Genomic DNA, 21,512 nt, shown 5'->3' with positions numbered 1-21,512 from the left:
GTGGAACAGGCGCGTGAAGGCGCGGCGGGATCGGCCGCATGCTAGCCCAAGCGATGTGAGTACATGGCCTGTGCGGTGGCCATCAGCTGCGCAGGACGCGGGCCTTCGGCCTGCAGCACGTGTTCGAACCCGGCCTGCAGCGCGACGGTCGCCAGCCGCGCGCTGGCCACGATGGCCGGCTGCGCGCGCAGCGCCGCGGCCGCATGGCCTGGCAGGCGCTGGAACACCTCGCTCAGCGCGCCGCTGCTGGTCACCAGCACGCAGGCGGGCGCGTCCAACGCATCGAGCCGGGCGAGGGCGCGCGTCGACAGCGGGATCGGCTGGCGTCGATAGACCTCGGCCAGGTGCAGGTGCGCGCCGCGCCTGCGCAGCGCAGGGGCCAGCGTGCCGCGTCCCTCGGGCGCGGTGACCAGGCCGACCGTGCGCTGGTCCAGCGCGGCCAGTTCGGGCAGCGCGAGCAGCCCCTCGCTGTCCATGCGCGCAGGCGCGACGGCCTCCAGCCCCAGCCTTGCCAGCGCCGCGCGCGTGCCGCTGCCGGTGCCGACCAGCACCTGGCCGGGCCGCGCGGCGATGGGCGCCAGTGCGTGGGCGAAGCGCACCGCCGCCGGGCTGGTGAACACCACCACCTCGCAGGCCCGCGCCGCGTCCCAGGCCTGCCGCGCCGGTGCATCCGTACAGGCCGCCAGCGACCACGGCGAGAGCGCGATCACCCCGGCGCCCACACGCGCGGCGGCCTGGCGCAGCGCGGCGTGGCCGCCCTGAGGCCGCAGGGAGATGACGTACCATGCGCTCGCTTTGCCTTGGCCCATGAATCAAGAGTACGCGATGGATCACGACGCCTTGCTCGACGCGCTGCGCGCGACCTGCGCGCAGATGCCGCCGGTGGTGGCGATGCGCATCGCGCTGCGCGATTTCGACGGCACGCGTCTGCACATGAGCGCGCCGCTGGCGGCCAACGTCAACGACAAGGGCACCGCCTTCGGCGGCAGCCTGGTCGCGCTGATGACCCTGGCCGGCTGGGCGCTGACCACGCTGCGCCTGCGCCAGGCCGGACTGGAGGCCGAGGTCTACGTGGCCGACAGCGCCGTGCGTTACCGCGCCCCGCTGCTGCACGACCTGGCCGCTCAGGCCTGGCTGGCGCCGGAGGCGGACTGGGCCGAGTTCATCGACACCTTCCGCCGCCGCGGCAAGGCGCGCGCCCCGCTGCTGGCCCAGGTGCTGCTGCCCGACGGCGGCGTGGCCGCCGAACTGAGCGGCCGCTACGTCGCCCTGGCAAAGGGGTAGCATCCTTCGTTCACGCCTGGGGAGACACACGCACGTGGGACGACTTCTGTGGATGCTGCTGGCCGCGCTGCTGGTGCTGGCCAGCGCCGGCCCGGCCGAGGCCATCAGCAACCGCGCCAAGCAGCGCAAGCTCACCGATACCCAGACCCTGTTCACCAAGGCCATGCGCTGGGGCGAATTCGAGCAGGCCTGGAGCGTGGTCGACCCCGAGGCCCGCCAGGGCGCCGGGCTGAGCGCGCTCGAACTCTCGCGCTACCAGCAGGTGGAGATCACCGGCTACAGCGAGATCGGCAGCGCCGGCGAACCCGACGGCACGGTGGCGCGCATGGTCGACGTGCGCGTGGTCAACCGCCACACCATGGCCGAACGCACCGTGCGGGTGCGCGAGCGCTGGCGCTGGGACCCGGCGGCCGAGCAGTGGTGGCTGCAGGACGGCCTGCCGGATCTCTGGCAGGGGCAATAGTCGCCGGGGCTGTGCGACAATCGCCGGCCTTTTCGCGCCCAGCCGACGCTTTCCTGCCGTGAATTTCGAACAACTCAAGGCTTTCGCCGCCGACAACGCGATGCTGTCCATGGCCCTGGTGGGCCTGACCCTGGCGATTCTCGTCACCGAGGTCATGCGCCTGTTCCGCGGCTACAAGGGCGTGCGCCCCGGCGAGCTGACCGCGTTGATCAACAACGACAACGCGCTGGTGCTGGATCTGTCGGCCAGCGGCGACTTCGAGAAGGGCCACATCCCCGGCAGCAAGAACCTGGCCGGCAAGTTCGACCCCAAGCACAAGCTGCTGGCCGGCGCGGGCGATCGCCCGGTGGTGCTGGTCTGCCGCAGCGGCCAGACCGCGCCGGGCGCCGCCGCCCAGCTGAAAAAGGCCGGTTTCGCCAAGGTCTATGTGCTCGATGGCGGCGTTGGGGCCTGGCAGGCCGCCGACCTGCCGCTGGTCAAGGGCCGCGCCTGACACTGAACACGCGTCGCGTCGCACGCGGGCCTTGAAGCGGCCCGGGCGTGGCGCCACCCCATGCGATAATCCCGGGCTTTGGCCCATTCACCGCAACCCATTCGGAGTACACGATGTCCGACGAGACCCTCAACGGCGCCAACGAAGCCGCCACCCAGGCCAACGGCCCGAACTTCACCGTCGAAAAGATCTACGTCAAGGACGTGTCCTTCGAAGTCCCCGGCGCGCCGGCGATCTATTCGGAGAACATCGCCCCCGAGCTGAACCTCAACCTCAACCAGCGCGTGCAGCGCCTGGCCGAGAACGCCTTCGAGGTGATCCTGGGCGTGACCCTGACCTGCAAGGCCGGCGACAAGACCGCCTACGTGGCCGAAGTGCAGCAGGCCGGCGTGTTCGGCCTGGCCGGCTTCGACGCGCAGACCATCGACGCGCTGCTGGGCACCCAGTGCCCGAGCATCCTGTTCCCGTACGTGCGCCAGCTGCTGAGCGACCTGATCCAGGCCGGCGGCTTCCCGCCGTTCTTCCTGCAGCCGATCAACTTCGACGGCCTGTACGCCGAGACCCTGCGCCAGCGCGCCGCCCAGGGCCAGCAGGGCGTGATCGAGAACGATCCGCCGGTGGGCAACGCCTGATTTCGATGGCGTCTGTGATAAAGCTTGGCCCCCTGCACACAGGCGGGGGGATGCAATGAACGCGTTGAAAGTCGCAGTGCTCGGCGCCGGCTCCTGGGGGACCGCGCTGGCGGCCCTGATCGCCCGGCACGGCCACCAGGCCGTGCTGTGGGGACGCGATGAGGCGGTGGCCCAGGCCATCGACCTCCGCCACGAGAATCCGCGCTACCTGCCGGGCATCGAACTGCCCGAGACCCTGCGCGCCACCACCAGCCTGGCCGCGGCCATGGCCGACGCCGATCTGGTGCTGGTGGTCGTGCCCTCGCATGCCTTCACCGACACCCTGCGCGCGCTGGCGCCGCTGCGTCCTGCGCAGGCGGGCGTGAGCTGGGCGACCAAGGGCTTCGAGCCCGGCTCCAGCCGCTTCCTGCACGAGGTGGCCGAGGACGTGCTGGGTTCGGAGGTGCCGCTGGCCGTGGTGACCGGCCCTTCGTTCGCCAAGGAGGTCGCCCAGGGCCTGCCCACCGCGCTGACCATCCACGGTGCCGACGAGGCGTTCTGCCAGCAGGTCGCCGACGTCCTGCACGGCCCGACGTTCCGCGCCTACACCGGCAACGACATGGTCGGCGCCGAGCTGGGCGGCGCGATGAAGAACGTGCTGGCCGTGGCGACCGGCGTGGCCGACGGCATGGGCCTGGGGCTCAACGCGCGCGCCGGCCTGATCACCCGCGGCCTCAACGAGATGCTGCGCCTGGCCGCGGCCATCGGCGCGCGCCCGGAGACCCTGATGGGCCTGGCCGGCCTGGGCGACCTGGTACTGACCTGCACGGGCGACCTGTCGCGCAACCGCCGCCTGGGCCTGGCGCTGGGGCGCGGCCAGTCCATCGAAGAGGCCGTGCGCGAGATCGGCCAGGTGGTCGAGTCGGTGCAGACCGCCGACGAGGTCATGCGCCAGGCGCGCCGCTACGGCATCGACCTGTCGATCAGCGAGGCCGTGCGCGATGTCCTGCACGGCGAGATCACCCCGGCCGAAGGCCTGGAGCGCCTGCTGGCGCGCGAACAGAAACCGGAATACCCGGAAACCCTGTTCCAGTAGCCCTATCGCGTTGCGATCATGAAAAATCCCACCCGAACGGGTGGGATTTTTTTGTTCTTCGTCGAAGCGCATCGCGGGTGAACGCACTTCGTGGCGGCCCCGCCTTGGTCGAGCGCTCCTCGGTTCGCTCTTCGCAGAGGTCCACGGGTCGAGCTCCGCAGCGTAAGAATCAGGGTTTCTATCGACGAAGCCGTCGAGCCCGACGCGCGAGGCAGCGGTTCGGCGGGCGGTGGCCGCGCCTAGCGAGGCAGGAAGCCGAGCGCCCGAATCAGGGCAGGATCCCCTGACTGAGGGATAAGCGGCCACCGCCCGCCGGACCTCTGCCCCTCCGAAGCCAGAACGCTCAACCGCAGCAACCACTTGATCGCGAGCGGATGCATTTCTCCGGGACTCTCCCGCTTTCGGCCCACGCGGGCGCTGATTGGTTGGCCGGCGCGGCGCAGACTCAGCCCACCATCGAGCGCAGCAGATCGCAGGCGTCCGAACGCCGATGCGGCGACAGGCGACGGATCAGCTGCAGCACATGCGTTTCCACCTCATCGCGCGCCAGCCGCTCGGCAGGAGGCGTCGTCGGCGCGCCCGGCGACGCTTCGACCTGCGTGGCCTCACTGGTCATCGGACCACGCCCGGTGGCCAGCCACTCGAACAGGACCTGGGTGATCACCGCGATCTGCGCCAGATGCTCCACGCTGGGATGCGTGCCGCCCACCCGCTCCCACTGCGCCACGGCGCTGCGCTGCACGCCGACCTGTTCGGCCAGCTGGGTCTGCGACAGGGTCTTCAAGCGTCGAGCCTGACGGATACGGTCTGCCATGACATGCATCTTCCACCTCCTGTTGGGTTGTCATGCGATTGGCCGCGCCCGCGACGCGGGGGCGGCGCGCTTAATGGATGGTGCCTTCAGGCGTGAACGGCAACTGCGGCAGCCTCCTGCGAGGCTGCTCGCCAGCAACGCGCGCTTCGCGCACAAGGCAGGGTGAGGATTCGCAGGCGACGCGTCACATGACGGCATTGACAGCCCGGCATCGCGCGACGTCCGACGAAACCTGCACCCCTTCAGACCGAACATCGCGCCTGGGAAGTGATGCCGCCGTCAGGACGCCCATCCGCCACGCGGCGGACACCTGCGTTGCACGCTGTGCGTCCACGGTCTGTTGTGCAACGCGGGTGCGGCCGAGACGGCTGGCGCGGAAAGCCCAATAAAAAAGCCCGGCCTTGAAAGGCCGGGCTTTGCGGAGGTCGGATGCGGGAGAGAGGTCGCACCGCCTCGCCGTGATCGCCAGAGCCACCCCAGCGACCACGGGACCACTATCGGCGCCAGAGCCGAAATCCCACGTGAATATTGTACTTAACCGTTTATTAATTCAGGCGACAGTTTGGGAACTCTAGGCCCGGTGTCATTCGCGTGACGCGGTGTGTCCGCGCGCGTCACGCAAGACCGCTAGTGCGAGGCCATCAACAGGTCCACGTCGCCGCCCGCCGCCGTGGTGTTGACGGTGACGACAGACTCGGAACAGAAGCGTGGCAGGTAGTTGGGTCCGCCGGCCTTCGGACCGGTACCGGACAGCCCCTCGCCGCCGAAGGGCTGCACGCCCACCACCGCCCCGATCATGTTGCGGTTGACATAGACGTTGCCGACCTCCGCCTGTGCGGCGATGGCCTGGGCGCGGGTGTCGATGCGGGTCTGCACGCCCAGGGTCAGGCCGTAGCCGAGCGCGTTGATCTGCTCGACCAGCGTCTCGACCTCGCCTTTCCAGCGCAGCACCTGCAGCACCGGGCCGAAGACTTCCTCGCGTACCTGCTCCAGCGCGCCGATCTCGAAGGCCACCGGCGCGATGCTGTTGACCGGCGCGTCGGCCGGCAGCGGCGCGCGCGCGATCAGCCGCGCGCGGCCCTCGAGCGCGGCGATCTGGCCCTGCAGCTTGTCGAAGGCCTCCCGGTCGATCACCGGGCCCAGATCGCTGGACAGGCGCGACGGATCGCCGACCTGGAGCAGCGCGATGGCGCCGGCCAGCATCTCGATCACGCCATCGGCGATGTCGTCCTGCACGCACAGCACGCGCAGCGCCGAGCAGCGCTGGCCGGCGCTGCGGAAGGTGCTCTGCACCACCGCATCGACCACCTGCTCGGGCAGCGCCGTGGAGTCGACGATCATCGCGTTGAGGCCGCCGGTCTCGGCGATCAGCGGCACGATCGGGCCGTCCTTGTCGGCCAGGGTGCGGGCGATGGCCTTGGCCACCGGCGTGGAGCCGGTGAAGGCCACGCCGGCGATCTTCGGATGCGCCACCAGTGCCGCGCCGGTCTCGCCGGCGCCGTACACGCCGACCAGCGCGTCCTCGGGCACGCCGCAGCGGTGCAGAAGCGCGATCATCGCCGCGCCCACGCCCGGCGTCTGTTCGGCCGGCTTGGCCGCCACCGCGTTACCGGTGACCAGCGCCGCGACCACCTGGCCGGTAAAGATCGCCAGCGGGAAGTTCCAGGGCGAGATGCACGCCCACACTCCGCGCCCGGCCAGCGCGTAGGTGTTGCGCTCGCCGGTGACGCCCGGCAGCAGCCGCGGGGCCATCAGGCCGCGCGCCTGCAGCGCGTAGTAGCGGCAGAAGTCGGCGGCTTCGCGGACTTCGGACACCGCATCGCCCCAGGTGCGATGGCCTTCGCGCACGATCAGCGCGCACCACTGCGCCAGGTCGCGCTCGAGCGCGTCGGCGGCCTGTTCCAGCGCGGCTGCGCGGGTCTGGACCGGCGTGGCGTTCCAGCGCTTCTGACCCTTGGCCAGCGTGTGCACCAGGGCGTCGATCTGCGCGACCGGGGTCAGCGCCGGCGTCGGCAGCGCGGCGGCCGGGTAGGCGGCCAGCAGCGTCCTGGCCATCGGCTCGCAGCTCACGTCGGTGCCGGCGGTGTTGCGGCGCACGCCCAGGATGTCGGCCGGCAGCGTCACCGCGCTCTGCGGCGCGATGTGCAGCGGCGAGCTCACCAGCGCGCTGGCCGGCAGCGTCTCGTCGGCCAGCTGGTGGACGAAGGAGGAATTGGCGCCGTTCTCCAGCAGGCGGCGCACCAGATAGGCCAGCAGGTCCTTGTGCGGGCCGACCGGCGCGTACACGCGCAGGCCCACGTCCGGGTACTGCCGGTGCGCGGCCTCGTGTACCGCATCGCCCATGCCGTGCAGGCGCTGCAGCTCGAACGGCGCGCCGGCCGCGCGCGCCAGGTGCAGCACCGCGGCGATGGTGCCGGCGTTGTGACCGGCGATCTGCGGATAGATCGCATCGGGCATGGCCAGCATCGCCCGGGCGCAGGCCAGGTAGGACAGGTCCGTGTGGTGCTTGTGGGTGAACACCGGGAACGCGGCCAGGCCCAGCTCCTGGGCGCGCTTGATCTCGTAGTCCCAGTAGGCGCCCTTCACCAGGCGCACCATGAAGCGCACCTTCAGCGCGCGGGCGATACGGGCGACTTCCTCGATCGTCTCCAGCGCGCGGGTCTGGTAGGCCTGCACGGCCAGGCCGAAGCCGTTCCACTGCGGGTAGCGGGCCGCGGTGCGCGTGGCCACCGCCTCGAACACCTCCAGCGACAGCTCCAGGCGCTCGCTTTCCTCCGCATCGATGGTGAGGTTGAGATCGGCCTGGGCGGCAGCCTCGGCCAGCTCGCACACGCGCGGCACCAGCAGCGCCATGACATGGTCGTGCTGCACGGCCTCATAGCGCGCGTCGATGGCCGAGAGCTTGATCGAGATGCCGTCGGCCTGTTCCACCGACACGCCGCGATCGCGCGACTTGGCCAGCGCGGCGATGGCGGCGTGGTACTTGCGCATGTAGGCCTGCGCATCGGCGTCGGTGCGCGCGCCTTCGCCCAGCATGTCGTAGGAGAAGCGCAGGCCCTTGCGCGCCTTGCGCTGCTTGCGGGCATCGTCCAGCGCCTCGTCCAGGGTCTCGCCCATGACGAACTGCTTGCCCATCAGCTGCACCGCGCGCACGGTCGCGGCGACCACGGCCTTGGCGCCCATCCTGGCCAGGAACCCGGCCTTCTGGCCGTCCTCGCCCAGCATCTTCTTGGACAGGCTGATGGCCTGGTTGGACAGGGTGGCCAGCCACGACTGCGAGGCGCCGGAGAAATCGGCGCGGCCCAGCTGGTCGGCGGTGAGGGTCATGGCGGTGTCGGCGTCGGGCACGCGCAGCAAGGCCTCGGCCAGGCGCATCAGGGCCAGGCCCTCGGCGCTGGACAGCGGGAACTCGCGCAGCAGCGTCTCCATGGCGAAGGCCGACGGCTTGGCCGCGCGGACCTGCCCGATCCAGCCGATCGCATCGCCGCTGACCAGGGCCCAGTCCAGGTCCTGCAGGCGTTGCAGCAGGGGGGCGAGCACATCGGCTTCGGGCCGATAAGGGATGGGCAACCGCATAAATGACCGCCTGGAGAAGAATGAACTTGAGGATGTGCATTCTGATCGGCGATGCGCCGGATGAATCTCCGTTACGCGGGCTATGATCCGCGGATGAGCCAACTTCCTGCCGCCCTGGACCGGACCGACCGCAGAATCCTCGCCCTGCTCCAGCGCGACGGCCGGATCACCAACCTCAAGCTGGCCGAAAGCGTGCATCTGTCGCCCACCGCGACCCTGGAGCGGGTCAAGCGCCTGACCACCGAGGGCTACATCATCGGCTACCGCGCGCGGCTCAATCCGCACAAGCTCGGCGCCGGCATGCTGGTCTTCGTCGAGGTGCTGCTGGACCGCACCACGCCGCACATCCTGGAGGAGTTCCAGGCCGCGATCCGCGACCAGCCCGAAGTCATGGAGTGCCACCTGGTCGCCGGTGGCTTCGACTACCTGATCAAGCTACGCGCGGCCGACATGGCCGACTACCGCGACATCGCCGGCCGCGTGCTGTGGAAGCTGCCCGGCGTGCGCGAGACCCGCACCTATGCGGTGATGGAAGAGGTCAAGAACAGCGCGGATCTGTATCTGGATATTTAAGGCAGCCGGCCGAGCCGTCATTCCCGCGCAGGCGGGAATCCGGTGCCCTGTGCGCTTCCCGCGAAAGCCGCTGGGTTCCCGCTCTCGCGGAAACGAGGGCGGTGAGGCTTTGCAGCTCTCCAGCTTGGTGGGAGCCGCCTTGGCGGCGATGAGGCTTTCCCGGTGGAGCCTCATCGCCGCCATGGCGGCCCCTACAAAACACAAAAACACTTATGGACACGGCGCCCTTGGGCGCCGTGTCCGGTTGTGTAGCGGTGCGGGTCGATCAGACCAGCGTCAGCACCACATCCACGTTGCCGCGGGTCGCGTTGGAATACGGGCAGACCTGGTGCGCGGTGTCGACCAGCTTCTGCGCGGTCTCGCGATCCAGGCCGGGCAGCTCGATCTTCAGCTCGACGGCGATGGCGAAGGCGCTGCCGGCCGGGCCGATGCCGACCTTGCTTTCGATGGCCACGTCATCGGGCACCTTGATCTTCTCGCGCGCGCCCACCGCCTTCATCGCGCCGATGAAGCAGGCCGCGTAGCCGATGGCGAACAGCTGCTCGGGATTGGTGCCGGGGCCGCCGGCGCCGCCGAGCTCCTTCGGCGTGGACAGCTGCAGGTCCAGCGGACCGTCGGGGGTGATGCCGCGGCCTTCGCGGCCACCCTTGGCGATGGCGGTGGCGGTGTAGAGGATCTTGTCGGGCTTCATTGCGAACTCCTGGGTTGTTTGCGATTGAATCGCGTGCGATTTCATGGGAAAGACGAAGGGGAGGGTGGAGCGGTTCAAACGGCGGGGGTGGCACGCGAGAGCTTGTCGCGCAGGTCTTCCAGCTGCGCCTTAAGCGTGCGCAGCTGATCGGGGGAACAGTCCATGGCGCAGAACAGGCCTTCGGGGACGGACTGGGCACGGCTGCGCAGGGCGTGGCCGGCGTAGGTGAGGTGGATCTCGACCTGGCGTTCGTCCTGTGCGGCGCGGGTGCGGGTTACCAGGCCGGCCGACTGCAGGCGCTTTAGCAGCGGCGTCAGCGTGGCCGAATCCAGGAACAGCTTCTCGCCGATGGACGAGACGGTCTGCCCGTCGCGCTCCCACAGCACCAGCATCACCAGGTACTGCGGGTAGGTCAGTCCCAGGGCGGCCAGCAGGCCACGGTAGGTGCGGCTGAGCGCCAGGTTGGTCGAATACAGCGCGAAGCACAGCTGGTTGTCCAGCTGCAGCAGGTCGCGGGATGTGTCCGAGGAGTCCATGGGGCGCAAACTACATCGTGCGCGATTAAATTGCAAGCGATGGGTTTTGCCGGGCTTCAGGCGCCGCCGGCGAACCCCTGCTGGCGCCAGGCCTCGAACACCATGATCGCCACGGTGTTGGACAGATTGAGGCTGCGGTTGTCCGGCCGCATCGGCAGGCGCAGGCGCTGTTCGGCCGGCAGCGCGTCGAGCACCTCGGCCGGCAGGCCGCGGGTCTCCGGGCCGAACAGGAAGGCGTCGCCCGGGGCGTATTCGATCGTGTCGTAGCGCTGGCGGCCCCGGGTGCTGAGGGCGAACAGGCGGCGCGGTGCGATCGCGGCCAGTGCGGACGGCAGGTCGTCGTGGACCTGGAGCGCGGCGTATTCGTGGTAGTCCAATCCGGCCCGTTTGAGCTGGCGATCCTCCAGCGCGAAGCCGAGCGGGCGGATCAGGTGCAGGCGCGCGCCGGTGTTGGCGCACAGCCGGATCACGTTGCCGGTGTTGGGCGGGATCTCCGGCTGGTAGAGCAGTACGTCGAGCTGAAACGGCGCGCTCATGCGGCACCCAGACGACGGGCGGTCACCATGTAGCGAAAGACGCCGGAGCGCGAAAGAGCCATGCTGCGTAAGCCGAGGGGCGAAGGGCCAACAAGTCTAGGCTGCCTGCCGACCTCGAGGCGCGCGCGCCGGATCCCGCATCGCGCTGAAGGTCTTGCGATCAAGCTTGCATCGCGCGGACCCGACAAGCGAACGGTATTGCATGCGGCTCGTGCGCGACTTCGAAGCGTTGCCGACCTTTCCCTGCCACAACGCCCTCGTCGGGCGCCGGACGAGCCGGACGATCGTCAGGATGAGGCGGTAAATCGAAAACCTGCGCTGGCCCAGGCCAAGGGATCTGCCACTAGCACGGCGCCTTGCGAAACTTGCTCAGCATCGATAGGCCTGCCAAGCGCCCGCGTCGAGGGGTGTTGCGTACGGCTTGCGACAACCCGCGCGAGCGCTGCCATCGTCAACCTGCCTTGGGAGCTTCCGACCCTCGGCGAATGCTCAGGTGCTGCGAACTACAGAACGTGCGAACTACAGAAGGACTGCGCGAACCGGCTTCAGCGCGAGGCGGCGCCGCTGATCAGGCTGGCGGCCTGGGTGGCCAGCTGGGCGTTGACCTGCTGCGCCTGCACGGCGGCGACCTGGCCGGCCTGCTGGGACATGTAATAGGCCACGTCTTCGGCGGCCGGGCGGACGGTGACCGCGGCCAGAGTGACCACGCGCTCGGCGCCGCGGGAGGCCTGGTAGTAGGCCAGATCGCTCAGGTCCGGGGTGACCTTCACCGCCGGCAGATCGACCACGCGGGCGCTGCGGGTGGCGTTGAAGTAGGCCAGGTCGGCCGGGTCCGGGCGGACGCTGACGGTCGGCAGGTCGACGACGTGGGCGGCCTGGCTGGCCTGGGCGACGGGCGCGGAGTCCGGCGCACCGTGGCGGGACAGGAGCATGGAGCCGGCGCACAGGGCGAACAGGGAAGCGGCGGCCAGCGGGAGCAGGGTGTTGGTGTTCATGGTGGGTCTCCGTAGTGATGTCGTCAGGTGGTGTGGTAGTAAAGTAAAACACCTAATCAGTTTGGTCAAGCGCGAAGTGATCGGACTTCGCTTGTGTTCAGTAACTGTTCAAGTTTCGAGAGGACGGTGTTGCGCGGGGCAGAGCAACGCAGGACGCGTGCCAAATCCAAATGATTGTTTTTGAATGGAATTCCGCCGAGCGGTAGAATGTCCGGTGTCCGCAGTGGTGTCCGCGAACACCTGCTCCGATGCGCGAAACTGTCCGAGGGTTTGGATCGGACGGACTTGAATCGCCGGCGGCATGCCCGCCGAACGCCAGATCAGACGTCGAACCTGCGACGGGCAGGGGGCGAACACCTCGATCCCGGCCAGACCCCTTGCGCCAGCAGGCGGCGCGCCTGCGGCTGTCGCCATCGTCAGCGCCCGCATGGCTTGTGGCCTAGTGAAAACACCGGCGCCCGCGCCTAGCATCGCTGGGCTGTTCCTCGTCTACCCGCCCGGCATCGCGCCGCCGCGGGCACTGCATCCACAAGGAGTTCCATGCGCACTTCGACGCGTCCCCAGATCCGCCTGCTGGCCCTGGCCCTTTCCACCGCGCTGCTCGGCGGCGTGGCCACCGGCGCCGTCGCCCAGGCACCGGCCACCACGGCGACCGCCCCGGCCAAGGTCGACATCCCCTATGAGCAGTTCACCCTGCCCAACGGCCTGCGCGTGATCGTGCACACCGACCGCAAGGCGCCGATCGTGGCGGTGAACCTGTGGTACCACGTGGGCAGCAAGGACGAGCCGGCCGGCCGCAGCGGCTTCGCGCATCTGTTCGAACACCTGATGTTCAACGGCAGCGAGAACGCGCCAGGCGAGTTCTTCGCCCCGTTCGAGCAGGCCGGTGCCACCGACATGAACGGCACCACCAACACCGACCGCACCAACTACTTCGAGAACGTGCCCACCACCGCGCTGGACATGGCGCTGTGGATGGAGTCCGACCGCATGGGCCATCTGGTCGGCGCGATCGACCAGAAGACCCTGGACGAGCAGCGCGGCGTGGTCCAGAACGAGAAGCGCCAGGGCGAAAACCAGCCCTACGGCCAGCTGCGCGAGGTCATCGCGCGCACGATGTATCCGGTGGGCCACCCGTACCACCACACCACGATCGGCTCGATGAACGATCTCAACGCCGCCTCGTTGGACGACGTCAAGACCTGGTTCAAGACCTGGTACGGGCCCAACAACACCGTGCTGGTGCTGGCCGGCGACATCGACCTGGCCACGGCTAAGGAGAAGGCGGCCAAGTACTTCGGCGATATTCCCGCCACGCCGACCATGGCCCAGCCGAAGGTGGACGTGGCCGTGCTCAAGCAGTCCGGCCGTACCGAACTGGAGGACAAGGTGCCGCAGGTGATGGTGCGGCGCATGTGGAACGTGCCGCAGTTCGGCACCAGGGATGCCGACCTGCTCGACCTGGTCTCCGACGTGCTGGGCGGCAGCGCCAGCTCGCGGCTCGACGCGCGCCTGACCCACCAGGACAAGCTGGTGGACAACATCGGCACGGCCAACTACGGCTCGCAGCTGGGCGGCAACTTCTATGTCAACGCGCTGGTCAAGAAGGGCGTGGATCCGGCCAAGGTCGAGGCGGTCATCGATGAGGAGCTGCAGCGCCTGATCAAGCAGGGCCCCACGCCCGAGGAGCTGGCCCGCGCCAAGACCAACTACCGCGCCGGCTTCATCCGCGGCATCGAGCGCATCGGCGGTTTCGGCGGCAAGGCCGACGCCCTGGCCTCGTGCGCCACCTTCACCGGCGATCCGGGCTGCTTCCGCGAGTCGCTGGCCAACATCGAGGGGGCCAGCGTGGCCGACGTGCGCGCCGCAGCCGCCAAGTGGCTGGGCAATCCCAGCCACACCTTCGTGGTCAAGCCGGGCACGCGCACGCCGCTGGTGGAAGAACCTTCCGCCAAGCCGACGCCGTTCAACGCGCCCAAGCCCGATCCCAAGTACACCACCCTGGCCAGCACCGTGGACCGCAAGGATGGCGTGCCCAAGGTGGAGAGCTTCCCGGCGCTGAAGTTCCCGGCCCTGCAGCGGGCCACGCTCAAGAACGGCAGCACCGTGGTGCTGGCCGAGCGCCACGAGATCCCGGTGGTGGACATCGCCTACGACTTCGACGGCGGCTACGCCAGCGACCATGGCGGCAAGCTGGGCACGGCCGGCTTCACCAACAAGATGCTGGGCGAAGGCGCGGGCGATCTGGGCGCGCTGGCCTTCAAGTCGCGCGCCGAGGAACTGGGCGCGTCGCTGGAATCCGGCGCCTCGCTCGACGGCGCCACCGCCTCGCTGTCGGCGCTGAAGGAGAACCTGGACGCCTCGGTTGGCCTGTTCGCCAGCATGCTGCGCGCGCCGCGCTTCGAGCAGTCCGAGATCGACCGCGTCAAGGCGCAGTGGATCGCCGGCATCGCCCAGGAGAAGGCCCGTCCGCAGACCGCCGCGCTGCGCGTGCTGCCGCCGCTGCTGTACGGCGACACGCATCCCTATGGCATCCCGTTCACCGGCTCGGGCACGGAAGCGGCGATCACCTCGCTCACCCGCCAGGACCTGCTGAACTACCAGCAGCAGTGGCTGCGTCCGGAGAAGGCCACGGTGATCGTGGTCGGCGACACCACGCTGGCGCAGATCGTGCCGGTGCTGGACAAGTACTTCGGCGACTGGAAGGGCGAGGGCGTCGCCAAGGCCGGCGTGGACATCCCGCAGGCCAAGCGTCCGGCCAAGCCGCGCGTGTACCTGATCGACCAGCCCGGCGCGGTGCAGGCCAACATCTACGCTGGCGAGCTGCTGCCTTCGAGCAAGGATCCCGGCGCGGTCAAGCTGGAGATGAGCAACGAGATCCTGGGTGGCTCGTTCACCTCGCGTCTGAACATGAACCTGCGCGAGGACAAGCACTGGTCCTACGGTGCCCGCACCGTGCTGGCCGGCGCGCTGGGCCAGCGCCCGTTCCTGTCCATCGCGCCGGTGCAGATCGACAAGACCGCCGAGTCGGTGGCCGAGATGCAGCGCGAGATCGCCGACTACGCCACCGGCAAGGCGCCGGCGACCGAGGCGGAGGTCGACAAGGTCGTGGCCAACGAACTGCGCAGCCAGCCCGGTGCCTACGAGACCGCCTCGGCGGTGATGGGCACCATCGGCAGCATCGTGCGCTACGGGCGCCCGGACAACTGGGTGCAGGTGCGCAATGCGCAGGTCGCCGCGTTCACGCCCGAACAGGCCAACGCCGCGGCCAAGGGCATCGATCCGAACGCGCTGACCTGGGTGATCGTGGGCGATCTGTCCAAGATCGAGGCCCCGGTGCGCGCGCTGAAGCTGGGCGAGGTCAGCGTGGTCGACGCCGACGGCAAGCCGGTGACGGGCAAGTAAGCCGCCGCGCTGCGTGACCCAAGGCCCCGGTCCGCCCAGTGCGGGCCGGGGCCTTGTCTTGCTGTCAGGGCCTTCCGCAAGCGCTTCTATGGGGCTTTCTGCGGCACCTCTTTATTTGGAAGCAACTTTCTCTCAGGTCAGGCTGCGGCCTCCTTGTAGAGCGGAGCTTGTGGCAATCCCCTTTTGGGGACTCCGCTGCTCTTCGTTCGGTTCGTGTGGGGGAAGGCCCCAGCGGAGCAAGCTCCGCTCTACAGGGCGCGCGCGCCCATCCGGGTTTCGCCTTCCCCATTCATCCAGGCTGCGGCACCATGCAGGCCTTCCATCCGTCCTTGCCTTCGACCGGAGCTCCCATGCGCCTGCTCGTCCTGTCCGCCGCCCTGCTGCCCGTCCTGACCGCCTGCACCTGGGTGGAACTGACCCCGCAGGCCAGCGCGATCAAGGTGCTGCCGGCCGGCACGCCGAGCAGCTGCCAGAAGCTGGGCGAGATCTCGGTCTCGGTGAAGGACAAGGTGGCCTTCTACGAGCGCAATGAACTCAAGGTCCGCGACGAGCTGGAGACCCTGGCCCGCAACGAGGCCCTGACCCTGCAGGCCGACGCCATCCAGCCCCTGACCGCGCCCACCGATGGCGAGCAGCGCTTCGTCGGACTGCGCTGCCGCTGACAGTTCTGACTGAATAGGTTCACGATACGAGCCCGTACGGCGACGTAAGGCGCGCGCACGCGGCATTGCGCGCTGCGTCAAAGATGCGTTAAGGGTGGGAAACCGCTACCCTTGGCGCCCCTTCGCCTCTAGCCTGGGCACTCGTCCAATGCTTTTCCAGAACGTCTCCATCGCGGGACTGGCGCATGTCGATGCGCCGCATGTGCTGACTTCCAAGGAAATCAACGAACGCCTGCAGCCGACCTTCGACCGGCTGGGCATCCGCACCGACGTGCTCAACGACGTGGCCGGCGTGCACGCGCGCCGCCTGTGGGACGACGAGGTGCAGTCCTCGGATGCGGCCACCCTGGCGGCGAAGAAGGCGCTGATCGATGCCGGCATCGGTGCCGAGCGCCTGGGCCTGCTGGTCAACACCTCGGTCAGCCGCGACTTCCTGGAACCGTCCACGGCCTCGATCGTCTCGGGCAACCTGGGCGTGGGCGACCATTGCATGGCTTTCGACGTGGCCAATGCCTGTCTGGCCTTCATCAACGGCATGGACATCGCCGCGCGCATGATCGAGCGGGGCGAGATCGAGTACGCCCTGGTCGTGGACGGCGAGACCGCCAACCTGGTCTACGAAAAGACCCTCGAGCGCATGACCGCGCCCAACGTCACCGAGGCAGAGTTCCGCGACGAGCTGGCCGCCCTGACCCTGGGCTGCGGCTCGGTGGCCATGGTGATGGCGCGCCGCGAGCTGGTGCCCGACGCGCCGGTCTACAAGGGCGGCGTGACCCGCTCGGCGACCGAGTGGAACAAGCTGTGCCGCGGCAACCTGGACCGCATGGTCACCGACACCAAGATGCTGCTGATCGAGGGTATGAAGCTCGCGCAGAAGACCTTCGTGGCCGCGCGCCAAGTGCTGGGCTGGGCGGTGGACGAGATCGACCAGTTCATCATCCACCAGGTCAGCCAGCCGCACACCCAGGCCTTCATCAAGACCTTCGGCATCGACCCGAAGAAGGTCATGACCATCTTCGGCGAGCACGGCAACATCGGCCCGGCCTCGGTGCCGATCGTGCTGAGCAAGCTCAAGGAGCTGGGCCGCCTGAAGAAGGGCGACCGCATCGCCCTGCTTGGCATCGGCTCGGGCCTGAACTGCACCATGGCCGAAGTGGTGTGGTGAGTCTCACATTTGTTTGAGACTGATTTTTAAGTTGGGCGCCATTTCTTTCAAGTAAGGGCGCTTAACTTTACAATGCGCGGATGGCACGTCCCGGCCGCTCCGAAGAGATAGATCGAGCATTGCTCGCCAGCGTTGCCGAGCACTCGCATGATCTTGTGCGTGTGGTTGCCGAACAGCTCGGTATGAGCAGGGCGGCGATCGGTAGCCGTGCCCGCGCCCTGGTCGAATCCGGATTTCTCGAGCGTGAAGGAACAACCCGGCCTCGATACCGCTTCGGCGCACGCAGGCATGCGCGCTTCGAGTACCGCATCAACGGCCTTCAGGAAGATCAAGTCTGGGGCCGAGATGTGCAGCCAATGCTGGTGGGCATGGCAAGGAATGTTCTCGATATCTGCCATTACGGCATCACCGAGATGGTGAACAACGCGATCGACCATTCCGAAGGGCTGAAGGTCAGCGTGGAGGTCACCCGAGTAGATCAGCGCATTGCGCTTGAGGTGAGCGATGATGGAATCGGCATTTTCCGCAAGATCACGCGGGCCCTTGCGTTGCACGACGAGCGACTCGCTCTGCTCGAATTATCCAAAGGCAAGCTGACTACTGATCCTCGACGGCATTCGGGCGAGGGCGTTTTTTTTGCATCCCGCATGTTTGATCACTTCTCCATTCAGTCTCAGGGGCTGGTGTTTGATCATGATGCGATGGAGCCGCACGACGTGCTATTCGACCTGGACGAGGCGGAGGATCTGTCTGGCACGGTCGTGCACATGCAAATTGATGGCGCGTCTTCGCGGACGGCAAAGCAAGTGTTCGATGAATTCTCCAGCGGACCCGATGAATATGCGTTCGCAAAAACCATCGTCCCTGTGCGCCTGGCTAGGGTGGGCGATGAGAATCTCATCTCCCGTTCACAGGCGAAACGACTACTGCAGCGCGTAGAAAAGTTTCGATGCGTGCTTCTGGACTTCGATGGAGTCACGGCGATCGGGCAGGCATTTGCTGACGAGATTTTCCGTGTGTTCGCGAATGCCCATCCGGAAGTGGAGCTTGTCGCAAGGCATGCGGTGCCGGAGGTGCAGCAAATGATCCGCCGCGCCGAGGTGCTGAGAGACGAAGGCAATAATCAACTGCCTTTGTTGTAGCGCTTCATCTCCCTGCTCGGCATCGGCTCGGGCACGAACTGCACGATGGCCGAAGTGGCGTGGTGAGGCCATCGAGCCGAACCGTTACTTAAAAGACCTCAGCCCGCGCCAAGTAACGACGGAGACCCTTCGGCCTCCCGTGACTGACTGATCGAGCCCGCGGGGCGCTGCGGGGGCTCAGTTCGCCCCGCAGCACTTCTTGTACTTCTTCCCGCTGCCGCAGGTGCAGGGGTCGTTGCGGCCGGGGGCGGTGTCGCGGCGGATGGGGGTGCGCGGGGTCAGGGCGTCGACGCGGTGGTGGTTGAGGTCGGCCAGCATGCCCGGCAGGCTGGCCACGATCGCCAGTCGTTCCTGATAGCCGATCGGCGTGCCCGGCGCGCTCGGGTCGTCGGGGTTGATCGCCTCGCCGCTGGCCAGGCGATCGAGCTGGTCGAAGATCTCCTCGATCCATTCGTTCTCGTCCAGCCACTGGTCCCATTCGGCCTCACGCAGCTCCACGGCGGTGAAGAAGCCCAGCGCCCAGTCGTGGCCGACGTCCAGTTCGTCCTCGTGCAGGGCCTCCTCGCCGGTCAGCTCCGGGTCCTCGGGCAGCCACAGCAGCGGCGCGAGGTGGTCGGGCAGGCTGTCCTCGTCGTGGCGGGTGCGTGCGCTGGCCATGTTCCAGTGGCCCATCAGCAGGGACTGGGCCTGCGCCGCGGCCTCCGCGTCGTCCCAGCGCGGCGCCTTGCCGCCCCAGACCACCGGTTGCCATTCCTCCACGGGCACCGTGGACGGCGAGACGGCCAGCGCCGACAGGAAGCCGTCCAGCGCCTCCAGATTGAAGCCCTTGAAGGGCACCGCGCGCTGGTCGAGCAGATCGGACAGCTGCTCGATCTGGGCGTCGTCGAGGTAGGCGGGAGGAGCGGTAGGCGTGGACATGGCGGAGGCGGCACAGGGACAGTGAGGAGGCGCATGGTAGAGCGCATCGGGGACGCGCGTGTCGTGGCGCGGGGCCGGCCGCTACAATGCGCACCCGCAAACGCCCCTCAAGACCCGCGTGCGCTTCCCCGATTACGACTTCAGCAGCCACCGCTTCGAGGTGCGCCCCGGCATCGGCCTGCACTACCTGGACGAGGGCCCGCGCGAGGGCGAAGTCGTGGTCATGCTGCACGGCAATCCGTCGTGGAGCTATTACTGGCGCCATCTGGTGGCGGGCCTGCGCGATCGCTATCGCTGCATCGTGCCCGACCATGTGGGCATGGGCCTGAGCGACAAGCCCGACGACGGCGGCGGGTTGCGCCATCCGCACGGCAGGCGCGATGCGCACGGCCGCCCGCCGGCCTACGACTACTCACTGCAATCGCGCGTGGACGACCTGCAGGCGCTGCTGCGGCATGCCGGCATCGACGATGCCACGCCGGTGACGCTGGCGGTGCACGACTGGGGCGGCATGATCGGCTTCGGCTGGGCGCTGGCGCATGCGGCGCAGGTTCGGCGGCTGGTGATCACCAACACGGCCGCGTTCCCGCTGCCGGCGGCCAAGGCGATGCCGTGGCAGATCGCGCTGGGGCGTGATTCGCTGTTCGGCTCGTTTCTCATCCGCGCGTTCAACGCCTTCTCCGGCGGCGCCTCGCGCGTGGGCGTGGAGAGGAAGATGCCTGCCGACGTGCGTCGGGCGTATGTGGCGCCGTACGACAGCTGGGCGCACCGCATCTCGACCGTGCGCTTCATGCAAGACATCCCGCTCTCGCCGGCCGATCGCGCCTGGCCCTTGCTGGAGGCCGCCGGGCGCGCGCTGCCGTCCTTCGCCGATCGGCCTGCCTTCATCGGCTGGGGGCTGCGGGACTTCGTGTTCGACCGGCATTTCCTCGACGGCTTCCGCCAGGCGCTGCCGCAGGCGCAGCTGGCCGCCTTCGAGGATGCCGGCCACTACGTGCTGGAAGACAAGCACGCGGTGCTGGTGCCGCAGGTCCGCGCCTTCCTCGATGCGCATCCGGTGACTGGGGTCGCCTAGCGGTGCGCCCACCTGTAGAGCGGAGCTCGCTCCGCTGGGGCCTTCCCCACGAACCGAACGAAGCGCAGCGGAGTCCCCAAAAGGGCATTGCCACAAGCTCCGCTCTACAGGCAAGCCGCTGCGAGATCTAAGGAGACAGTTGCTCCCACCTACAAAGCTGAGGTTTCCTCAGTCCGCGGGCAGCGGATTGCGCTCGATGTCGCTGACGCCGATCCAGTCGGCCTCGGTCAGCGCGTGCAGGCCGTGCGCCAGCCGCGACTTGTCGCACTGCGCGCTGCGCTGGCCGAACTCCAGCGACGCCGGCACCGCCGCGCATACCGAGGGGCGGCGGTCGTGGATGGTGCAGCGGCTGTAGCGGCCGATGTCCGCGTCCAGCGCGATGCAGCGCGGATCGCTTTGCGAGGTGCCGCGCATGACGCGCTCGTGGGTGCGCAGGGACTCGGTCAGTTCGACGGGGACGTGTCCGCCCAGGGTCGGCTCGGCCTCGCTCCAGTGGAAGCTCACGCGGAAATAGGCGCAGCAGGCGCCGCAGCTGAGGCAGGGATGCATGGGGGCTGCCGGGCGGCGCGCGGCGAGGTCGGACAAGGGCGCGGATTCTGCCCGAACCGCTGGCGCGCGCAAGCGCTGCGCCTGGCTCAGGCGGGCGGCACGCGGCCCTTCACCGCCCAGGCCAGCGCGACATAGGCGCGCGGGCCGTCCGCCTCGCCGTCCAGATAGGCCGCGCGCATGGCCGCTTCCAGCCTTGCGCGCGCGGCCGCGTCGAGGCCGCCCACATAGGCAGCGCCGGGGCCGTCCTTGCCCAGGTACGGGCTCCAGTAGTCCTCGAAGTCGGCGAAGGCCATGCGGATGCCGACCTGCGTCTGCTCGACCTCGACCAGGCCGGCTTCCCGCCAGGCGGCGGCCAGTTCGCCCGGCCGCGTCATCGGCCGGGTGAAGTTGCGGGCGCGCTGCTGTGCCGCGCCCGGGTCCAGGGCGGCGGCGGTGTCGAAGAACATCCGGCCGGCGACGAAGCCGCCGCGCGCGTCCCACACGGCCGCCGCCACCGTCGCGCCGGGCCGGGCGACGCGCACCATCTGCGCAACGGCTTGCGCGGGCTGCGGGACAAAGTGCAGCACCAGCAGCGACAGCACCCGGTCGAACACGCCGTCCCGATACGGCAGGGCGCAGGCGTCGCCGACGGCCAGGGCCGGGTGCGGCGGCGGCAGATGCCGGTGCGCGTGGGCGACATAGGCAGGGGTGAGGTCGACCGCATGGACCTCGCAGGACGCCTCGCGGGCGAGCAACTGCGCCGACAGCGCGCCGGTGCCGCAGCCGACGTCCAGCACCCGTTCGCGCGCGCCGGTGCCTGCGAAGTCGAGGAAGGGCAGCGCGAGCTGGCGGCTCCAGCGGCCCATGTTGCGCTCGTAGCCTGCGCCTTCCGCCGCGGTGTAGGTGGTCGATGCGTGCATCGTCGGTCTACCGCGAAGGGGGCGCCCGC

At 68.7% G+C, this 21,512-nt stretch carries 21 protein-coding genes; 11 read left to right on the top strand and 10 right to left on the bottom strand.

The genetic code is table 11. The features are described from left to right. Positions 1 to 41: 41 nt before the first annotated feature. Complete coding sequence (locus MWN52_RS18480; RefSeq protein WP_286575822.1) at positions 42 to 809, bottom strand: uroporphyrinogen-III synthase; 768 nt, start codon at positions 807 to 809, stop codon at positions 42 to 44. On the opposite strand from MWN52_RS18480, the gene MWN52_RS18475 reads away from it, so the two are divergent. The 5 genes from MWN52_RS18475 (at position 808) to MWN52_RS18455 (ending at position 3,947) form a co-directional block, all read left to right on the top strand. After that, positions 808 to 1,284, top strand: coding sequence for a YiiD C-terminal domain-containing protein (locus MWN52_RS18475; protein WP_425478242.1), 477 nt, complete (start codon positions 808 to 810; stop codon positions 1,282 to 1,284). The genes MWN52_RS18480 and MWN52_RS18475 overlap by 2 nt on opposite strands. 34 nt (positions 1,285 to 1,318) lie before the next feature. Continuing rightward, the gene (locus tag MWN52_RS18470; RefSeq protein WP_425478628.1) at positions 1,319 to 1,747 is read left to right on the top strand and encodes a hypothetical protein; all 429 of its coding nucleotides are present in this window, start codon (positions 1,319 to 1,321) and stop codon (positions 1,745 to 1,747) included. Between the two features lie 58 nt (positions 1,748 to 1,805). Next, on the top strand, positions 1,806 to 2,240 hold the full coding sequence (locus tag MWN52_RS18465) for a rhodanese-like domain-containing protein (RefSeq protein WP_130520842.1): 435 nt from the start codon (positions 1,806 to 1,808) through the stop codon (positions 2,238 to 2,240). A 113-nt stretch (positions 2,241 to 2,353) separates the two neighbouring features. Further along, entirely contained in the window at positions 2,354 to 2,872 is a 519-nt protein-coding gene (gene secB, locus MWN52_RS18460) for a protein-export chaperone SecB (RefSeq protein ID WP_130520844.1), read from the top strand. Between the two features lie 55 nt (positions 2,873 to 2,927). Continuing rightward, on the top strand, positions 2,928 to 3,947 hold the full coding sequence (locus MWN52_RS18455) for an NAD(P)H-dependent glycerol-3-phosphate dehydrogenase (RefSeq protein WP_286575821.1): 1,020 nt from the start codon (positions 2,928 to 2,930) through the stop codon (positions 3,945 to 3,947). A gap of 445 nt (positions 3,948 to 4,392) precedes the next feature. On the opposite strand, the gene MWN52_RS18450 is transcribed toward MWN52_RS18455, so the two are convergent. Together MWN52_RS18450 and putA are read right to left on the bottom strand one after the other, a co-directional pair. Continuing rightward, positions 4,393 to 4,731, bottom strand: a complete 339-nt coding sequence (locus MWN52_RS18450; protein WP_235871737.1) for a helix-turn-helix transcriptional regulator — start codon at positions 4,729 to 4,731, stop codon at positions 4,393 to 4,395. A gap of 657 nt (positions 4,732 to 5,388) precedes the next feature. Next, the gene (putA, locus tag MWN52_RS18445; RefSeq protein WP_286575819.1) at positions 5,389 to 8,337 is read right to left on the bottom strand and encodes a bifunctional proline dehydrogenase/L-glutamate gamma-semialdehyde dehydrogenase PutA; all 2,949 of its coding nucleotides are present in this window, start codon (positions 8,335 to 8,337) and stop codon (positions 5,389 to 5,391) included. Positions 8,338 to 8,430: 93 nt separating this feature from the next. Between putA and MWN52_RS18440 the strand changes: the two genes are divergently transcribed. Then, complete coding sequence (locus MWN52_RS18440; RefSeq protein WP_130520851.1) at positions 8,431 to 8,910, top strand: Lrp/AsnC ligand binding domain-containing protein; 480 nt, start codon at positions 8,431 to 8,433, stop codon at positions 8,908 to 8,910. 265 nt (positions 8,911 to 9,175) lie between these two features. On the opposite strand, the gene MWN52_RS18435 is transcribed toward MWN52_RS18440, so the two are convergent. The 4 genes from MWN52_RS18435 to MWN52_RS18420 all read right to left on the bottom strand — a co-directional run bounded on the left by MWN52_RS18435 (position 9,176) and on the right by MWN52_RS18420 (position 11,668). Beyond that, positions 9,176 to 9,601 carry an organic hydroperoxide resistance protein gene (locus tag MWN52_RS18435; protein ID WP_130521841.1) on the bottom strand — a complete coding sequence of 142 codons (426 nt, stop codon included), beginning with the start codon at positions 9,599 to 9,601 and terminating at the stop codon, positions 9,176 to 9,178. A 74-nt stretch (positions 9,602 to 9,675) separates the two neighbouring features. Further along, positions 9,676 to 10,137 carry a MarR family winged helix-turn-helix transcriptional regulator gene (locus MWN52_RS18430; protein WP_286575818.1) on the bottom strand — a complete coding sequence of 154 codons (462 nt, stop codon included), beginning with the start codon at positions 10,135 to 10,137 and terminating at the stop codon, positions 9,676 to 9,678. A gap of 56 nt (positions 10,138 to 10,193) precedes the next feature. After that, on the bottom strand, positions 10,194 to 10,673 hold the full coding sequence (trmL, locus tag MWN52_RS18425; RefSeq protein ID WP_286575817.1) for a tRNA (uridine(34)/cytosine(34)/5-carboxymethylaminomethyluridine(34)-2'-O)-methyltransferase TrmL: 480 nt from the start codon (positions 10,671 to 10,673) through the stop codon (positions 10,194 to 10,196). A 545-nt stretch (positions 10,674 to 11,218) separates the two neighbouring features. After that, the gene (locus tag MWN52_RS18420) at positions 11,219 to 11,668 is read right to left on the bottom strand and encodes a hypothetical protein (RefSeq protein ID WP_130524630.1); all 450 of its coding nucleotides are present in this window, start codon (positions 11,666 to 11,668) and stop codon (positions 11,219 to 11,221) included. Positions 11,669 to 12,208: 540 nt separating this feature from the next. Between MWN52_RS18420 and MWN52_RS18415 the strand changes: the two genes are divergently transcribed. The 4 genes from MWN52_RS18415 (at position 12,209) to MWN52_RS18400 (ending at position 18,042) form a co-directional block, all read left to right on the top strand. Beyond that, positions 12,209 to 15,073 (top strand): M16 family metallopeptidase, encoded by a 2,865-nt coding sequence (locus MWN52_RS18415; protein WP_130524631.1) that lies wholly within the window; start codon positions 12,209 to 12,211, stop codon positions 15,071 to 15,073. A 350-nt stretch (positions 15,074 to 15,423) separates the two neighbouring features. After that, positions 15,424 to 15,735 (top strand): DUF4156 domain-containing protein, encoded by a 312-nt coding sequence (locus MWN52_RS18410; RefSeq protein ID WP_130521836.1) that lies wholly within the window; start codon positions 15,424 to 15,426, stop codon positions 15,733 to 15,735. Positions 15,736 to 15,883: 148 nt separating this feature from the next. Beyond that, the gene (locus tag MWN52_RS18405; protein WP_130521835.1) at positions 15,884 to 16,900 is read left to right on the top strand and encodes a 3-oxoacyl-ACP synthase III; all 1,017 of its coding nucleotides are present in this window, start codon (positions 15,884 to 15,886) and stop codon (positions 16,898 to 16,900) included. A gap of 80 nt (positions 16,901 to 16,980) precedes the next feature. Further along, positions 16,981 to 18,042 (top strand): STAS-like domain-containing protein, encoded by a 1,062-nt coding sequence (locus tag MWN52_RS18400; protein ID WP_286575816.1) that lies wholly within the window; start codon positions 16,981 to 16,983, stop codon positions 18,040 to 18,042. Between the two features lie 177 nt (positions 18,043 to 18,219). On the opposite strand, the gene MWN52_RS18395 is transcribed toward MWN52_RS18400, so the two are convergent. After that, positions 18,220 to 18,960: a UPF0149 family protein gene (locus MWN52_RS18395; RefSeq protein WP_286575815.1), complete on the bottom strand. Its 741-nt coding sequence runs from the start codon at positions 18,958 to 18,960 to the stop codon at positions 18,220 to 18,222. A 118-nt stretch (positions 18,961 to 19,078) separates the two neighbouring features. On the opposite strand from MWN52_RS18395, the gene MWN52_RS18390 reads away from it, so the two are divergent. Next, positions 19,079 to 20,035, top strand: coding sequence for an alpha/beta fold hydrolase (locus MWN52_RS18390; RefSeq protein ID WP_286575814.1), 957 nt, complete (start codon positions 19,079 to 19,081; stop codon positions 20,033 to 20,035). 168 nt (positions 20,036 to 20,203) lie between these two features. On the opposite strand, the gene MWN52_RS18385 is transcribed toward MWN52_RS18390, so the two are convergent. Both MWN52_RS18385 and MWN52_RS18380 read right to left on the bottom strand, forming a co-directional pair. Further along, positions 20,204 to 20,584: a YkgJ family cysteine cluster protein gene (locus MWN52_RS18385; protein ID WP_286575813.1), complete on the bottom strand. Its 381-nt coding sequence runs from the start codon at positions 20,582 to 20,584 to the stop codon at positions 20,204 to 20,206. Between the two features lie 86 nt (positions 20,585 to 20,670). Beyond that, on the bottom strand, positions 20,671 to 21,483 hold the full coding sequence (locus tag MWN52_RS18380; protein ID WP_286575812.1) for a class I SAM-dependent methyltransferase: 813 nt from the start codon (positions 21,481 to 21,483) through the stop codon (positions 20,671 to 20,673). Between the last annotated feature and the right edge of the window lie 29 nt (positions 21,484 to 21,512).

Source organism: Pseudoxanthomonas winnipegensis, assembly GCF_030322905.1.
Classification (GTDB): domain Bacteria; phylum Pseudomonadota; class Gammaproteobacteria; order Xanthomonadales; family Xanthomonadaceae; genus Pseudoxanthomonas_A; species Pseudoxanthomonas_A winnipegensis.
The sequence above is the reverse complement of the archived record's forward strand: the minus strand, read 5'-3'. Positions and strand labels throughout refer to the sequence as shown.

What these genes read in the sequence shown, in the direction of transcription:
- MWN52_RS18475 (WP_425478242.1), top strand. Translation starts at nt 808, where the DNA reads ATGAATCAAGAGTACGCGATGGATCACGACGCCTTGCTCGACGCGCTG.
- MWN52_RS18480 (WP_286575822.1), bottom strand. Translation starts at nt 809, where the DNA reads ATGGGCCAAGGCAAAGCGAGCGCATGGTACGTCATCTCCCTGCGGCCT.
- secB (WP_130520844.1), top strand. Translation starts at nt 2,354, where the DNA reads ATGTCCGACGAGACCCTCAACGGCGCCAACGAAGCCGCCACCCAGGCC.
- MWN52_RS18455 (WP_286575821.1), top strand. Translation starts at nt 2,928, where the DNA reads ATGAACGCGTTGAAAGTCGCAGTGCTCGGCGCCGGCTCCTGGGGGACC.
- putA (WP_286575819.1), bottom strand. Translation starts at nt 8,337, where the DNA reads ATGCGGTTGCCCATCCCTTATCGGCCCGAAGCCGATGTGCTCGCCCCC.
- MWN52_RS18440 (WP_130520851.1), top strand. Translation starts at nt 8,431, where the DNA reads ATGAGCCAACTTCCTGCCGCCCTGGACCGGACCGACCGCAGAATCCTC.
- MWN52_RS18435 (WP_130521841.1), bottom strand. Translation starts at nt 9,601, where the DNA reads ATGAAGCCCGACAAGATCCTCTACACCGCCACCGCCATCGCCAAGGGT.
- MWN52_RS18430 (WP_286575818.1), bottom strand. Translation starts at nt 10,137, where the DNA reads ATGGACTCCTCGGACACATCCCGCGACCTGCTGCAGCTGGACAACCAG.
- trmL (WP_286575817.1), bottom strand. Translation starts at nt 10,673, where the DNA reads ATGAGCGCGCCGTTTCAGCTCGACGTACTGCTCTACCAGCCGGAGATC.
- MWN52_RS18420 (WP_130524630.1), bottom strand. Translation starts at nt 11,668, where the DNA reads ATGAACACCAACACCCTGCTCCCGCTGGCCGCCGCTTCCCTGTTCGCC.
- MWN52_RS18415 (WP_130524631.1), top strand. Translation starts at nt 12,209, where the DNA reads ATGCGCACTTCGACGCGTCCCCAGATCCGCCTGCTGGCCCTGGCCCTT.
- MWN52_RS18410 (WP_130521836.1), top strand. Translation starts at nt 15,424, where the DNA reads ATGCGCCTGCTCGTCCTGTCCGCCGCCCTGCTGCCCGTCCTGACCGCC.
- MWN52_RS18405 (WP_130521835.1), top strand. Translation starts at nt 15,884, where the DNA reads ATGCTTTTCCAGAACGTCTCCATCGCGGGACTGGCGCATGTCGATGCG.
- MWN52_RS18400 (WP_286575816.1), top strand. Translation starts at nt 16,981, where the DNA reads ATGGCACGTCCCGGCCGCTCCGAAGAGATAGATCGAGCATTGCTCGCC.
- MWN52_RS18395 (WP_286575815.1), bottom strand. Translation starts at nt 18,960, where the DNA reads ATGTCCACGCCTACCGCTCCTCCCGCCTACCTCGACGACGCCCAGATC.
- MWN52_RS18385 (WP_286575813.1), bottom strand. Translation starts at nt 20,584, where the DNA reads ATGCATCCCTGCCTCAGCTGCGGCGCCTGCTGCGCCTATTTCCGCGTG.
- MWN52_RS18380 (WP_286575812.1), bottom strand. Translation starts at nt 21,483, where the DNA reads ATGCACGCATCGACCACCTACACCGCGGCGGAAGGCGCAGGCTACGAG.